Annotated in this window: 13 protein-coding genes, 1 pseudogene and 1 riboswitch; of the genes and pseudogenes, 11 read left to right on the top strand and 3 right to left on the bottom strand. The window is 65.7% G+C overall.

The window, feature by feature from the left end; all coding sequences use genetic code 11:
• Positions 1 to 6 precede the first annotated feature (6 nt).
• Both LRS09_RS22275 and LRS09_RS22270 read right to left on the bottom strand, forming a co-directional pair.
• The gene (locus tag LRS09_RS22275; RefSeq protein ID WP_257809085.1) at positions 7 to 528 is read right to left on the bottom strand and encodes a hypothetical protein; all 522 of its coding nucleotides are present in this window, start codon (positions 526 to 528) and stop codon (positions 7 to 9) included.
• Positions 525 to 2,537, bottom strand: coding sequence for an acetyl/propionyl/methylcrotonyl-CoA carboxylase subunit alpha (locus LRS09_RS22270; RefSeq protein ID WP_257809084.1), 2,013 nt, complete (start codon positions 2,535 to 2,537; stop codon positions 525 to 527). The genes LRS09_RS22275 and LRS09_RS22270 overlap by 4 nt, the downstream gene beginning before the upstream one ends.
• Before the next feature lie 194 nt (positions 2,538 to 2,731).
• On the opposite strand from LRS09_RS22270, the gene LRS09_RS22265 reads away from it, so the two are divergent.
• From LRS09_RS22265 to gcvP, 11 genes and pseudogenes are all read left to right on the top strand, one after another.
• On the top strand, positions 2,732 to 3,859 hold the full coding sequence (locus LRS09_RS22265) for an S-(hydroxymethyl)glutathione dehydrogenase/class III alcohol dehydrogenase (RefSeq protein ID WP_257809083.1): 1,128 nt from the start codon (positions 2,732 to 2,734) through the stop codon (positions 3,857 to 3,859).
• 54 nt (positions 3,860 to 3,913) lie between these two features.
• A complete protein-coding gene (locus LRS09_RS22260) occupies positions 3,914 to 4,723 on the top strand; it encodes a hypothetical protein (RefSeq protein ID WP_257809082.1) in 810 nt (269 codons plus the stop codon).
• A complete protein-coding gene (locus tag LRS09_RS22255) occupies positions 4,720 to 5,190 on the top strand; it encodes a YaiI/YqxD family protein (protein WP_257809080.1) in 471 nt (156 codons plus the stop codon). The genes LRS09_RS22260 and LRS09_RS22255 overlap by 4 nt, the downstream gene beginning before the upstream one ends.
• A 46-nt stretch (positions 5,191 to 5,236) precedes the next feature.
• On the top strand, positions 5,237 to 5,509 hold the full coding sequence (locus tag LRS09_RS22250; protein ID WP_257809079.1) for a hypothetical protein: 273 nt from the start codon (positions 5,237 to 5,239) through the stop codon (positions 5,507 to 5,509).
• On the top strand, positions 5,499 to 5,900 hold the full coding sequence (locus tag LRS09_RS22245; protein ID WP_257809078.1) for a type II toxin-antitoxin system VapC family toxin: 402 nt from the start codon (positions 5,499 to 5,501) through the stop codon (positions 5,898 to 5,900). Before LRS09_RS22250 ends, LRS09_RS22245 begins: the two co-directional genes overlap by 11 nt.
• A 37-nt stretch (positions 5,901 to 5,937) precedes the next feature.
• Positions 5,938 to 6,567 carry a DUF1345 domain-containing protein gene (locus tag LRS09_RS22240; protein WP_257809076.1) on the top strand — a complete coding sequence of 210 codons (630 nt, stop codon included), beginning with the start codon at positions 5,938 to 5,940 and terminating at the stop codon, positions 6,565 to 6,567.
• Positions 6,568 to 6,578: 11 nt separating this feature from the next.
• Positions 6,579 to 7,413, top strand: a pseudogene (fghA, locus tag LRS09_RS22235) (S-formylglutathione hydrolase).
• A gap of 74 nt (positions 7,414 to 7,487) precedes the next feature.
• Positions 7,488 to 7,874 (top strand): helix-turn-helix transcriptional regulator, encoded by a 387-nt coding sequence (locus tag LRS09_RS22230; protein ID WP_085465045.1) that lies wholly within the window; start codon positions 7,488 to 7,490, stop codon positions 7,872 to 7,874.
• Positions 7,875 to 7,964: 90 nt separating this feature from the next.
• Positions 7,965 to 8,051, top strand: a riboswitch (glycine riboswitch).
• A 149-nt stretch (positions 8,052 to 8,200) separates the two neighbouring features.
• The gene (gcvT, locus tag LRS09_RS22225) at positions 8,201 to 9,304 is read left to right on the top strand and encodes a glycine cleavage system aminomethyltransferase GcvT (protein WP_257809075.1); all 1,104 of its coding nucleotides are present in this window, start codon (positions 8,201 to 8,203) and stop codon (positions 9,302 to 9,304) included.
• A gap of 6 nt (positions 9,305 to 9,310) precedes the next feature.
• On the top strand, positions 9,311 to 9,676 hold the full coding sequence (gene gcvH, locus LRS09_RS22220; protein ID WP_257809074.1) for a glycine cleavage system protein GcvH: 366 nt from the start codon (positions 9,311 to 9,313) through the stop codon (positions 9,674 to 9,676).
• Positions 9,677 to 9,686: 10 nt separating this feature from the next.
• Positions 9,687 to 12,485, top strand: a complete 2,799-nt coding sequence (gcvP, locus tag LRS09_RS22215; protein ID WP_257809073.1) for an aminomethyl-transferring glycine dehydrogenase — start codon at positions 9,687 to 9,689, stop codon at positions 12,483 to 12,485.
• Here the strand turns inward: gcvP and LRS09_RS22210 are convergent, their stop codons facing one another.
• Entirely contained in the window at positions 12,486 to 13,637 is a 1,152-nt protein-coding gene (locus LRS09_RS22210; RefSeq protein ID WP_257809072.1) for a diguanylate cyclase, read from the bottom strand.
• Positions 13,638 to 13,792: the final 155 nt, after the last annotated feature.

Genomic DNA, 13,792 nt, shown 5'->3' with positions numbered 1-13,792 from the left:
CTGACTTCAGTTGTAGTCGGGAACCACCAGGTGATCGCTCTTGCCACCCGGCTCGAACAAACGCCAGCATTCATGTTCGGTATAAGAGGGGAACGCCCTGATCGCGACATCATTGACGAAACCGATACTGAGGTCGCCGTAGCGAGACATGTCGACCGACGCGACCGTGAAGCCATCGTCGGATGGTCGCCACCCTTGCGCGTCGAATGGGAAGGTCGCGTCCAGTTTGGCATCCAGACGCGTATTCCCGTTCTTGTAGGTCCAGTTGTCCGGCTTTTCTGCACCTGCGAACGCGTGGAGGTCTTCCTGCCCGACGATCGTCTTCTCAGGTCCGTCGATCCGCCAGGACCCGGAGATGTGCACCGAGAGTTCTCCAACGTAAGCGAGCTTTCCCTTTCGGGTGCGCGTCTCCCGGGTCGCCCCGAAGTGCAGGATGAGCATGTCGACGACACGACGGATGATCGACAGTCGAAGCCCGACCAGGGATTCGAGGCTCGGTGCCGGTCCAAGCTCCTCGCGTTCGCTCACGCGAACTCCATGATCACCGCGTCGACCGCCAGGCTGTCGCCGGCCTTGGCGTTGATCTTGGAGACGGTGAGGTCGCGCTCGGCGCGAAGCACGTTCTCCATCTTCATCGCCTCGACCACCGCCAGCGTCTCGCCGGCCTTGACCTCCTGGCCTTCCGCCACAGCGAGCGAGACCAGCATGCCGGGCATGGGGCAGAGCAGCAGCTTCGACGTGTCCGGCGGCAGCTTGACCGGCATCAGCTTCTCGAGCTCGGCCGTGCGCGGCAGCATGGCGCGCGCCGTGACCGACATGCCCTTCCAGGCGAGCCTGTATCCGTTCGGCACGGGGCGCACCTGCGCCGAGACCTTGCGGCTGCCGATCGTACCGTTCCACACCGGCTCGCCCGGCCGCCAGTTCGACACGACGGTGACCGGCTTGCCGCCGTCGAGCGTCAGGTCGAGTTCCATCGGCACGGTCGCCATGCCCTCGATGATGGAGGCCTTCACATAGTCGTCGCCGACCCTGATCTCCCAGTCCGGCTTGATCGCGCCCGAATGCGGGGCAAGCCGTCCGCCGAGCCTGTCGAGCCGGTCGCGTCGCAGCAGTTCGGCTGCGAGCGCCACGGCGGCGAGCGTGCGCTTGTCCTCGTCGCTCGGCGCGAGTGGGGCAAAGCCGTCCGGGAACTCCTCGGCGATGAAGCCGGTCGACAACCGGCCCTCGCGCCAGCGTGGATGCTGCATCAGGGCGGCGAGGAACGGGATATTGTGCTCGATGCCGTCGACCACGAACTGGTCGAGCGCTTCCGACATCGCGTCGATCGCCTCCAGCCGGTCCGGCGCCCATGTGCACAGCTTTGCGATCATCGGGTCGTAATACATCGAGATCTCGGCGCCCTCGACCACGCCCGTGTCGTTGCGCACGACGATGTCGCCGGTCTTGCCTTCCGCCGGCGGGCGGTAGCGGGTCAGCCTACCGATCGACGGCAGGAAGTTGCGATACGGGTCCTCGGCATAGAGGCGGCTTTCCACCGCCCAGCCGTTCAGCCGCACGTCCGACTGCTTGATCGCAAGCTTCTCGCCCGCCGCGACGCGGATCATCTGCTCGACGAGGTCGATGCCGGTCACCAGCTCCGTCACCGGATGCTCGACCTGCAGACGGGTGTTCATCTCGAGGAAGTAGAAGTTCTTGTCCTTGTCGACGATGAACTCGACCGTGCCGGCGCTCTGGTAGTCGACGGCCTTGGCGAGCGCGACGGACTGCTCGCCCATCGCCCTGCGGGTCGCCTCGTCGAGGAAGGGCGACGGAGCCTCTTCCACGACCTTTTGGTTGCGGCGCTGGATCGAACATTCGCGCTCGCCGAGATAGATCACGTTGCCGTGGCCATCGCCCAGCACCTGGATCTCGATATGGCGCGGATCGACGACGAATTTCTCGACGAACACCCGGTCGTCGCCGAAGGAGGACTTGGCCTCGTTCTTGGACGACTGGAAGCCTTCGCGGCACTCGGCGTCGTTCCAGGCGATACGCATGCCCTTGCCGCCGCCGCCGGCGGACGCCTTCAGCATCACCGGATAGCCGATGTCGTTGGCGATCTTCACCGCATGGTCGGCGTCGTCGATCACGCCGAGATAGCCCGGCACGGTCGATACCTTGGCTGCGTTGGCAAACTTCTTCGATTCGATCTTGTCGCCCATCGCCTCGATCGCCTTGGGCTTCGGGCCGATGAAGATATTGCCTTCCTTCTCCAGCGCCGCGCAGAACGAGGCGCGCTCGGAGAGGAAGCCGTAGCCAGGATGGACCGCTTCCGCCCCGGTCCGCTTGCAGGCCTCGATGATCCTGTCGGCGATGAGGTAGCTCTGCGCGGCGGGCGCGGGGCCGATATGCACCGCCTCGTCGGCCATCTCGACATGCAGCGCGTCGCGGTCGGCGTCGGAATAGACCGCCACCGTGGCGATGCCCATCTTGCGCGCCGTCTTGATGACCCGGCAGGCGATTTCACCGCGGTTGGCGATCAGGATCTTCTTGAACATGTCGGCGCTTCTTCCCCCACGATGCGGCTTCCTTTTATGGACTGCGCAGCCGCGGTCAAGCCGAGGATTGGTCAAGCCGGCTGTGCGAATCGATTGATCTCGCGAGGACGAGCACTTCCGCTTCCCTTGGGCGGGGTTGATCGGCTAGGCGAAACCTGAAAGTTTGCCCGCGCAATGCCTAGGGAGAATGCCTGATGAAGACCCGCGCCGCCGTGGCCGTCGCCGCCGGAAAGCCGCTCGAAATCATGGAAGTGGACCTTGAGGGCCCGCGCGAGGGCGAGGTTCTGATCGAGATCAAGGCGACCGGCATCTGCCACACCGACGAGTTCACCCTGTCGGGCGCCGACCCGGAAGGCATCTTCCCGGCTATCCTCGGCCACGAGGGCGCGGGCGTGGTGGTCGACGTCGGCAAGGGCGTGACCACCCTGAAGAAGGGCGACCACGTCATCCCGCTCTATACGCCCGAATGCCGCCAGTGCCCCTCCTGCCTGTCGCGCAAGACGAATCTGTGCACGGCGATCCGCGCCACGCAGGGCCAGGGCCTTATGCCGGACGGCTCCTCGCGCTTCTCGATCGGCAAGGACAAGATCTTCCACTACATGGGCTGCTCGACCTTCTCGAACTTCACCGTGCTGCCCGAGATCGCAGTGGCGAAGGTCAATCCAGCGGCTCCCTTCGACAAGATCTGCTACATCGGCTGCGGCGTCACCACCGGCATCGGCGCGGTCATCAACACGGCCAAGGTCGAGATCGGCGCGACGGCTGCGGTGTTCGGCCTGGGCGGCATCGGCCTCAACGTCATCCAGGGCCTCAAGCTCGCCGGCGCCGACATGATCATCGGCGTCGACCTGAACAACGACAAGAAGGCATGGGGCGAGCGCTTCGGCATGACGCATTTCGTCAACCCGACCGAAATCGACGGCGACATCGTCCCTTACATCGTCAACCTGACCAAGCGCGGCGCGGACCAGATCGGCGGCGCGGACTACACGTTTGACTGCACCGGCAACGTCAAGGTGATGCGCCAGGCGCTCGAATGCGCTCACCGCGGCTGGGGCGAATCGATCGTCATCGGCGTGGCGGGTGCGGGTCAGGAAATCTCCACCCGTCCGTTCCAGCTCGTCACCGGCCGCGTCTGGAAGGGCACTGCCTTCGGCGGCGCGCGCGGCCGCACCGATGTGCCGAAGATCGTCGACTGGTATATGGAGGGCAAGATCCAGATCGACCCGATGATCACCCACACGCTGAAGCTCGACGACATCAACAGGGGATTCGACCTGATGCATGCCGGCGAGTCGATCCGCAGCGTGGTGGTCTACTAGGAACCAAACATCCCGAACGCGGGTTTCGCTCGTCCTGATATCGGGAGCTGACGCATGAACAAGATCCGAAGCCTTCTCATCGCAGGCGCGCTCGTGCCGGCATTCGCGCTCGGCGCCTGCGAGGACGAAAAGACGGCCCAGGCGCCCTCGCCTCCGCCGCCGGCTCCCGAGGCCCCGGCCCAACCGGTGCCGCCGGAGAAGCCGGCCGCCGAGACCGCGAAGGAAGGCTTGGACAAGCTGCGCGAGGCGGCGGAGAAGGCCGCGAAGGACCTGCAGCCGACCCTCGACAAGGCACGCGACGCCGCCAACCAGGCATTGAAGGACGCGCAGCCCGCCATCGATGAGGCGCGCAAGGCGGCCGAGCAGCTGGGAGCGTCCGTCGGCGAGATCGTCAAGAATGCGCAGGACGATTTCAAGCAGGCGACCGAGCAACTGGAGAAGCGCCTGAACGAGCTGCAGGGCGGCCGTCCCGTCGTGACCGGCGATCCGGCCGCGGCCCTTTCGGCGCCCGAAAAGCTGCGCACCGACACGCGAGCAGCGGCGAAAGCTGCGGCGGCGGGTGTCGGCCCGGCTTATGTCGGCGTCTGGGCGGTCCAGGCGAGCGACTGCGCCAAGGTGGACCAGGAAGCGCTGGAGATCTTCGCGGTGATCACCCCGACGACGATCCGGCGATACGAGAGCATGTGCAATATGACCGAGACGCCACTGACGAATGGCGGCGCGACGGTAGACGCTGAGTGCGTTGCAGAGGGCGACGTCGGGATGCAGACACTCCTGTTCTCACTCCCCTCGCCCGACAACCTGACGATCTCGGGATCGGAGGGAGCGGGCGTGAACCTCGTGCGCTGCCACCTTCCGGGATGAGCGAAGGCCCTACCGTCTATGTCGACGCCGACGCCTGCCCGGTGAAGGACGAGGTGGTGCGGGTGGCGGAACGGCACGGCTTGCCGGTCGTGTTCGTCGCCAACGGTGGCCTGCGGCCCTCGCGCGACCCGATGATCCGCAATGTCGTCGTCTCCGGCAAGTTCGACGCCGCGGACGACTGGATCGCGGAAAATGCCAAACCGAACGACGTGGCGGTGACCGCCGACGTGCCGCTGGCGGCGCGGCTGGTGCCGGTGGGCGTGCATGTCCTCGGGCCGACCGGCCGGCCATTCACGCCCGACACGATCGGCATGGCGGTGGCGATGCGCAATCTCGGCCAGCACCTGCGCGAGACCGGCGAAAGCAAGGGCTACAACGCGGCCTTCACCCCGCGCGACCGCTCCGCCTTCCTCGGCGCGCTCGACCAGGCGGTGCGACGGGCGAAGAAAGCGGCAAGCGGTTTATGATTGGCCATGGGTGTGATATCATCGCGATATCAGACGAGGTGGCATCATGGCCAGCATGGTAATCAGGAACATCCCCGACGACGTGATGGAGCGCTTCAAGGAGCGCGCCCGCGCGGCCGGCAAATCCGCCGAGCAACTGGCGCGCGAGGCGATTGCGGAGAAGGGCGCGGTGTCGCGCACCGAGTTGATCCGCGAGGCGGAGAAGATCCGCGCGCGATCCAAGCCGGTCGACCTCGAAACGACGCTACGGATCATGCAGGAGGCCCGCGACGAACGGGATGCGCGACCTTACCTGCCGGATGTCGACGATGATCGTTGACGCCAACCTGGCGACGTATTGGTACGTTCCGTCACCATTCAGCGCAGCTGCCTCGACATATATGGCGCGGAGCGACCTTGCAGCCCCGCAAATCGTGCTGCCCGAGGCGGCCAACGCATTGCTGAAATATATGCGAGCAGGACAGATATCCGCCGATGATGTTTTCACGGCGGTAGGTCGTATTCCAAAGGTCATCACGACTCTCATAGACGACTCGTCTCTCACTCCGAACGCCGCGCGCCTGTCAGCCACGCACAACCACAAGGTCTACGACTGCCTCTATCTCGCGCTGGCGCTCCAGCGCCGCGAGCCGCTGGCGACGGCGGACAGACGCCTGGCCGCGCTTGCCCGTCAGCTCTCCATCGAGACGGAGCTGATCGAGCCCGCATGATCGCGCACTCGACCCAGCGTCCGTCATGAAGCTTCCGATGCGGCGTCACCTCCCCTTCTACTGCGCGCTCGTCGCGGGTGCCGCCGGCGCGCTTCTGGCGTTCTGGCTCCCCATCACGAAGACAACGGTCATCGCAGCGAGTGCCTTTTTCGCCGTCTATCTGGTTCTCACGTTCGCGAGCCTGACGCGTCTGACGGCGGATCATCTGAGGACGCAAGCCTCGGCTGACGACGAGCCGGTCTGGATCATCTTCCTGGTGACATTCGGCGCAGTGGTCGCGGCGATCGCGGCGCTATTCGTGCTGATCAACCAGAACGGTGAGCCGCATGCGCTCAACCTCGCGCTGGCGCTCTCGGCGGTGCCGCTCGGCTGGTTCACCATCCACATGATGGCCGCAATGCACTACGCCCATGTCTACTGGCAGCCGGACGGACCGGCGGAAAAGCGCAGTCATCGCCGCGGCCTCGAATTTCCCGGAACGGAAAATCCCGCCGGCATCGATTTCGTGTATTTCGCCTTCGTCACGGGCATGACGGCACAGACGTCCGACGTGGCGGTGACGACGCAGAGAATGCGGGCGACCAACATCGTCCACGGCATCGTCTCCTTCTTCTTCAACACCGTGCTGGTGGCGGCCGCGGTCAATCTGGTGGTCAGCCTCCGCTGATGGGAAATGGCATGAAGACAATATCGACCTCGAAATCCCACGGCGGCGTGCAGGGCGTCTATTCCCATGCCTCCGAGACCTGCGGCTGCGACATGACCTTCGCGGTGTTCGTGCCGCCGCAGGCCGCGGCCGGTCCCTGCCCTGCTCTGGTATCTGTCGGGGCTGACCTGCACCCACCGGAACGTCATGGACAAAGGCGAATACCGGCGCATGGCTGCCGAGCTCGGCCTCATCGTCGTCTGCCCGGACACCAGCCCGCGCGGCGTGCACGTCCCGGACGACAAGGACGACTGGCAGTTCGGCTCGGGCGCGGGCTTCTATGTCGATGCGACCGAGGCACCGTATGCGACCAACTACCGGATGTATTCCTATGTGACGCGGGAATTGCCGGCGCTGGTCGCGGCGAATTTCCCGGCCGACATGACGCGGCAATCGATCTTCGGCCACTCGATGGGCGGGCATGGCGCACTGACCATTGCGCTCAAGAACCCCGACCGTTTCCGCAGCTGCTCGGCCTTCGCGCCGATCGTGCAGCCCTCGACCGCCGACTGGTCGAAGAAGGCCTTCGCCAGATATCTGGGCGCAGACGAACACTCCTGGCGAACCTACGACGCTTGCGCGCTCATCGAGGACGGAGCACGGTTTCCGGAACTGCTGGTCGACCAGGGCGAGGCGGACGGTTTCCTGCGCGACGGGCTCAGGCCTTGGCTTCTCGAAGCGGCCTGCAAGGATGCCGGCATTGCGCTGACGCTCAGGATGCAGCCGGGCTACGACCACTCCTATTTCTTCATCTCGACCTTCATGGACGATCATCTTCGCTGGCATGCGGCGCGTCTGGCGCAATGACCGTCGCTCGATGGCCATCCTTTGCCGGGCAAAATGGGTGTATTCAGCGGTAAAATGATCGTCGGGAGTGCGCCATGGCCATCATCAGGACCCTGCGTAACGAGCCGCCGGACGCCGATACGCTCGGCGGACGCCTGTCGCGCACGCGCGAATCGAAAGGCCTGTCGACCGCGCATGTCGCGCGCCGCGTCGGCGTGAAGCCGAAGACGATCCAGGAATGGGAAAGCGACCGTTCGGAACCGAGCGTCGAGCACCTGAAGCTGATCGAGGGCGTGCTGGACGTGAACCTGGTCTGGCTCCTGCACGGTGTCGGTGAGGCGCCGTCGGACGATATCGGACCGGATCCGCTTTTGGCCATCGCCGCCCAGCTCGAGAAGCTGCAGCGCATGCATGCTGACACCGGCCAGATCATCCTACGCCTGCAGCGCGAATTGCGCCGGCTAGCGGAGGAGCGGGAATAGGCGCAAAGCCGCCTTTGGAATATTCCTTGTCGCCGCGTGACAAGCCGATCGTGATCGGTTAGCTTCCGGCCGTCGGGAGTCGCAAGACTCCACCGGTTCGCGGGAGAGAGCAGCGAGAGCTGCCGCCGAAGGGGAAATCGCCCGAAATCTCTCAGGCAAAAGAACCGCCAACCGGTCAAGACGCTCTGGAAAGTCGGGGTATGCCCCCGCGCCGAAGGTGTAAGCGCCGCTGACAGAGTTCCGGCTGCGCGAGTCTCTCAGGCATCAGACAGAGGGGCGCGAGAATGCCGCGAAAGCGGCGGATAACGCGCGACTCTGGAGTGTCCATGACCGATACGGGCGACCTCAAACGCCTTCCCCTCGAGGAGCTGCATGTCGCAGCCGGCGCACGCTTCGGCGGCTTTGCCGGCTGGTCGATGCCGCTCACCTATCCGGCGGGCGTGATGAAGGAGCACCTTCACACGCGCTCGGCCGCCGGTCTCTTCGACATTTCCCACATGAAGCTGTTCCTGGTCGAAGGGCCGGATGCTGCGGCGCTGCTCGCCCGCGCCTGTCCGCTCGACCCCGAAGCGCTTGAGATCAGCCAGTCGAAACTGAGCTTCTTCCTCAACGAGGACGCCGGCATCATCGACGACCTGATCGTCACGCGGCTCGCGCCCGAGCGGTTCATGGTCGTGGCCAATGCCGGCAATGCCGCAACCGACGAAGCGCATCTGAAGGCGCTGGCATCTGGCTTCAAGGTAACCGTCACGCCGCTCGACCGGGTGTTCCTGGCCCTCCAGGGCCCGGCGGCGGCTTCGATAGCAGCGAAGGCTGGCCTCGACATCTCCGGCCTCACCTTCATGCACGGCATAGAGCCGAAGCCCGGCTGGTTCATGTCGCGCTCCGGCTATACCGGCGAGGACGGGTTCGAGATCGGCGTGCCGCCGCAGGATGGCGCAGCGCTCGCCAGCGCCCTGCTGGCCAGCGGCGAGGCGATGTGGATCGGGCTTGCCGCGCGCGACAGCCTGCGGCTGGAAGCGGGCCTGTGCCTGCACGGGCAGGACATCACGCCGCAGACGAATCCCGTCGACGCCGGCCTGATGTGGGCGATCGCCAAACCGGTGCGCGAGGCGGGTGGTTTCATCGGAGCCGAAGCGCTGGCGTCTCTGATCGCGCAAGGCCCGCGCTCGAAGCGCGTCGGGCTCAGGCCCGAAGGCCGCCAACCGGTGCGCGCCGGCGCAGCGCTGTTCGATGCTGCCGGCAACCCGGCCGGGCGCGTCACCTCGGGCGGCTTCGGTCCCTCTGCCGAGGCTCCCGTCGCGATGGGTTACGTTCCGGCGGCGCTGGCGGCGCCGGGCACCGCTCTCTTCGCCGAAGTCCGCGGCAACCGGCTGCCGGTATCCGTCCACTCCCTCCCCTTCGTTCCCCACCGCTATTTCAAGGGCTGATCTCACATGACAACCTGGTTTACCCAAGATCACGAATGGATCCGCGTCGACGGAAACATCGCGACCGTCGGCATCACCAACCACGCGCAGGAACAGCTCGGCGACCTCGTCTTCGTTGAGCTGCCCGAGGTCGGGCGGACCGTCGCCAAGGGCGACGCGGCGGTGGTGGTCGAGTCCGTCAAGGCGGCCTCCGACGTCTACGCCCCGGTCGACGGCGAGATCACGCAAGTCAACGACGCGGTCGGGAGCGATCCGGCACTCGTCAATTCCGGCGCGGAGGGCGATGGCTGGCTGTGGAAGATGAAGCTCGCCGATCCGTCCCAGCTCGACGGACTGATGGACGCCAACGCCTACGCCGCGATGATTGCCTGAGGATTTTCCGATGACTGCAGCCTTCGTTTCCCGCCACATCGGCCCGCGCACGCGGGACGAGCGCGACATGCTCAAAATCCTCGGCGTCACCTCCGTCGAGACCCTTATCAGCCAGGCGGTGCCGCGCTCGATCCGGCTCGACCGCCCGCTGAACCTACCGGCCGCTGCGAGCGAGGCGGAGGCGCTCGGCGAGCTATCGGCCATCATGGCCGGGAACAAGGTGCTGAAGAGCTTCCTCGGCCAGGGCTACCACGGCACGTTCACGCCCCCCGTCATCCAGCGGAACATGTTCGAAAATCCGGCTTGTACGGCGTACACACCGTATCAGGCCGAGATCAGCCAGGGCCGACTAGAGATGCTGTTCAACTTCCAGACGCTGGTGGCCGAACTGACGGGCCTGCCGGTGGCATCGGCATCGCTGCTGGACGAAGCGACGGCGGTCGCGGAGGCAGTGGGCATTGCGGTCAGGCACCACAAGGAGAAGCGCCACAAGATCTCGATCGCAGGCGCGCTGCATCCGCAGACGCTTGATGTGGTGCAGACACGGGCGACGCCGCTCGGCATCGAGATCGGTCACGCGCCGGTCGACACGGAGACCGCGGCGCTCATCGTGCCTTGGCCGGACACGCGCGGCGTCTACGGCGATCATGCGCAGGCGATCGCTGCCGCCAAGGCGGCGGGGGCGCTGGTGATCGCGGTGGCCGACCCGTTGGCGCTGGTGTTGCTCGAAGCACCGGCCTCCTGGGGCGCGGACATAGCCGTCGGCTCGATGCAGCGCTTCGGTGTGCCAATGGGTTATGGCGGGCCGCATGCCGCCTATTGCGCCGTGGCCGAGCCGTTGACGCGACTGATGCCGGGCCGCATCGTCGGCCAGTCGGTCGACAGCAAGGGACGTCCTGGCTACCGTCTCGCCTTGCAGACACGCGAGCAGCATATCCGCCGCGATAAGGCGACGTCGAACATCTGCACTGCCCAGGCGCTTCTGGCCAACATGGCGGCGGCCTACGCGATCTGGCACGGGCCGGACGGCCTGCGCGCCATCGCCGAGCGGGTGCACTCCCTCGCTGCGCGCTTCGCGGCGGCGGCAGCGGCGGCGGGCTTTGTAACTGTCGGCGAGCGGATCTTCGACGCGGTCACACTCGAAACGCCAGCCCGTGCGAAGGCTTTCGCAGCGGCGGCAGAAGACGGTGGCAGGCTGGTGCGCGTACTCGACAACGACCGCATCAGCGTCGTCTTCGACGAAACATCGACGGAGGCGGATCTCGCCGCCCTCACCGCGATCCTCGGCGGCAATGTTCCGGCTGCGGCAGATGGAACCCTGCCCGCGCGCCGCGCACTCGAGGGTTTCATGACCCAGCCCGTCTTCCACGACCATCGTTCCGAGACCGAGATGATGCGCCTGCTGCGGCGTCTATCCGACAAGGACCTCGCGCTCGACCGGGCGATGATACCGCTCGGCTCGTGCACGATGAAGCTCAACGCGGCGGCCGAGATGGCGCCGGTGAGTTGGCCGACGGTGGCAGCGCTGCACCCGTTCGCGCCGCGTGCGCAGGCGGCCGGCTATCTCAAGATGATCTCGGACCTGGAGAACTGGCTCGGCGAGATCACCGGCTTCGACGCCGTGTCGCTGCAGCCCAATGCCGGCAGCCAGGGCGAATATGCCGGGCTGCTGGCGATCCGGCGCTATCACGAGAGCCGCGGCGACATGCATCGCACCGTCTGCCTGATCCCGTCTTCCGCGCATGGCACCAATCCGGCGAGTGCGGCAATGGCGGGCATGAAAGTCGTCGTGGTGAAATGCACCGACGATGGCGACATCGACCTCGCCGACCTGACGGCGAAGGCCGAGCAGCATGCCGGCGAGCTCGCCGCGCTGATGATCACCTACCCTTCCACGCACGGCGTGTTCGAGGAGGGCGTGAAGGACATCTGCGCGACGATCCACAAGCATGGCGGGCAGGTCTATCTCGACGGCGCCAACCTCAATGCGCTGGTCGGCCTCGCCCGGCCGGGCGACATCGGCGCCGACGTCTGCCACATGAACCTGCACAAGACGTTCTGCATCCCGCATGGTGGCGGCGGCCCCGGCGTCGGACCGATCGGCGTCAAGTCGCACCTGGCCGCCTTCCTCCCCGGCCATGTCGCCTCAGGCTCCGCCCATGCGGTGGCGGCCGCCCCCTTCGGCTCGGCCTCGATCCTGCCGATCGTGTGGATGTATATCCGCATGATGGGGCCGGACGGGCTGAAGAAGGCGACCGAGAGCGCCATCCTCAATGCCAACTACATCGCCGAACGGCTCAAGGATTACTATCCGGTGCTCTACCGCGGCCGCAGCGGCCGCGTCGCGCACGAATGCATCCTCGACACGCGGGTGCTCAAGGACAGCGCGGGCGTGGGCGTCGAGGACGTCGCCAAACGGCTGATCGACTACGGGTTCCATGCGCCAACCATGTCGTGGCCGGTGGCCGGCACGCTGATGGTCGAGCCGACGGAATCCGAGCCGAAAAGCGAGATCGACCGCTTCTGCGACGCGATGATCTCGATCGCGAAGGAGGCCGCAAGGGTCGCGGCGGGCGAGTGGCCGAAGGACGACAATCCGCTCGTCAACGCGCCGCATCCGGCAGCGGATGCGCTGGCCGACGACTGGGCGCATGCCTATCCGCGCTCTGTCGCCGCCTTTCCCGACGGGCGCGCCGACCCGGCATCGAAATACTGGCCGCCGGTCTCGCGCATCGACAACGTCGCGGGCGACCGCAACCTCGTCTGCTCCTGCCCGCCGCTGACGGAATATGTCGACGCTGCGGAGTAGCTAGCTGGCAATGCGGAGCTTGCCGATGACGACACGATTGCGGCCATCGCGTTTGGCCGCATAAAGCGCCTGGTCGGCGCGAGCCATGATCTCTTCCATCTCCGCTCCGCCGACGTCACCGAATGCGATGCCGGCGCTGACGGTGCAGCGGAACGTCTCGCCTTGCTCGTTGCTGATGTCGCTTCTTGCAAAGACGGCGGATACGTGTTCGGCGAGCCCGCGTGCTTCCGGCGGCGAGACGCCGTGCATGACCATCGCGAACTCCTCGCCGCCCAGACGAGCCTTCCGGTCCGTCGGCCGCCCAGCCAGGCGCAAGGTGTCGGCGAACGTGCGGATGACAAGGTCGCCGACTGCGTGGCCATGCCGGTCATTGATCTGCTTGAAATGGTCCAGGTCGAAGAGCACGATCGCCGTGTCGGTGAAGAACACATCGCTCTGGCCGAACGCGAAACCGCGGCGGTTCAGCAGCCCGGTCAGCGGATCGCTCATCGCACTCAGCTGGTTCTTTCGCGCAACGCGCGTCTGATCCAGGGACAGGGTCAACGCCCCGGCCCCACTGATCGCCAGAACCGAGATGACGACGTTTACCCTCTCGGCCCAGTTGTCCGGCGGATAGCCTATGCTCCACTGTCCTTCGAGGAAGATCACCAGCCCGCACGCAAGGAAGCTCAGGCCCGTGAGCGCATAGAGCACCGCGATCACTCCTATGACCGTCGGGGCCTCATGCCTGATGCCCAGATAGACGGCGGCCCCCATCAGCAACAGCGTGCCGGTGGCGGCATTCTGTATCACGAGCGCGATTCCGTCGTAGCCCGCCGCAAACAAGGGCGGCGCAGTCAGGAGATAGGGAACGGCGATCCACAGGAAGGTCGCAAGCGGCTTGAAGCGCTGGGTAACGAATTGCCTGACAGACACATAGAGACAGAGGGCAGCGACCGACTGCACCGCACATGCGAGCGCGCCCACCAAAAGCGACGCGCCATGGGCAAACGCGTAGTAGGCGAAGACGTGGCACACGAACAGTCCGGCGCCGATCGCCCAGGTGATCTTGTAGCGCGACGTCTCGTCACCGCGCACGAGCGCGAGCATCGTCAGGCAGAGACCAATGCCGGAAATGGCCGCGCCCAACAGCAAGGAGGTCATGTCAAACATGCGCATTCACCGTGCGAACTGCTGCCGATCGGAAGCGTGCCATAACCGATACTCTATCAGGCCATGCCACGCATATCACTCGACCCTCCCGGGCAAGCGGCATGGTTAGAATGTCGTCAACAACCCGAAACAGGATCGAGCCATCCTCTAGCCTA

This window comes from Mesorhizobium sp. J428 (assembly GCF_024699925.1).
Taxonomy (GTDB): domain Bacteria; phylum Pseudomonadota; class Alphaproteobacteria; order Rhizobiales; family Rhizobiaceae; genus Mesorhizobium_A.
Note: the sequence above shows the minus strand (reverse complement) of the source record. Positions and strands in the feature narration are given on the sequence as shown.

Excerpts from the sequence above, each read along its gene's own strand:
- LRS09_RS22265 (WP_257809083.1), top strand. The coding sequence starts at position 2,732 with ATGAAGACCCGCGCCGCCGTGGCCGTCGCCGCCGGAAAGCCGCTCGAA.
- LRS09_RS22240 (WP_257809076.1), top strand. The coding sequence starts at position 5,938 with ATGCGGCGTCACCTCCCCTTCTACTGCGCGCTCGTCGCGGGTGCCGCC.
- gcvH (WP_257809074.1), top strand. The coding sequence starts at position 9,311 with ATGACAACCTGGTTTACCCAAGATCACGAATGGATCCGCGTCGACGGA.
- LRS09_RS22270 (WP_257809084.1), bottom strand. The coding sequence starts at position 2,537 with ATGTTCAAGAAGATCCTGATCGCCAACCGCGGTGAAATCGCCTGCCGG.
- LRS09_RS22260 (WP_257809082.1), top strand. The coding sequence starts at position 3,914 with ATGAACAAGATCCGAAGCCTTCTCATCGCAGGCGCGCTCGTGCCGGCA.
- LRS09_RS22230 (WP_085465045.1), top strand. The coding sequence starts at position 7,488 with ATGGCCATCATCAGGACCCTGCGTAACGAGCCGCCGGACGCCGATACG.
- gcvT (WP_257809075.1), top strand. The coding sequence starts at position 8,201 with ATGACCGATACGGGCGACCTCAAACGCCTTCCCCTCGAGGAGCTGCAT.
- LRS09_RS22255 (WP_257809080.1), top strand. The coding sequence starts at position 4,720 with ATGAGCGAAGGCCCTACCGTCTATGTCGACGCCGACGCCTGCCCGGTG.
- LRS09_RS22245 (WP_257809078.1), top strand. The coding sequence starts at position 5,499 with ATGATCGTTGACGCCAACCTGGCGACGTATTGGTACGTTCCGTCACCA.
- gcvP (WP_257809073.1), top strand. The coding sequence starts at position 9,687 with ATGACTGCAGCCTTCGTTTCCCGCCACATCGGCCCGCGCACGCGGGAC.
- LRS09_RS22250 (WP_257809079.1), top strand. The coding sequence starts at position 5,237 with ATGGCCAGCATGGTAATCAGGAACATCCCCGACGACGTGATGGAGCGC.
- LRS09_RS22210 (WP_257809072.1), bottom strand. The coding sequence starts at position 13,637 with ATGTTTGACATGACCTCCTTGCTGTTGGGCGCGGCCATTTCCGGCATT.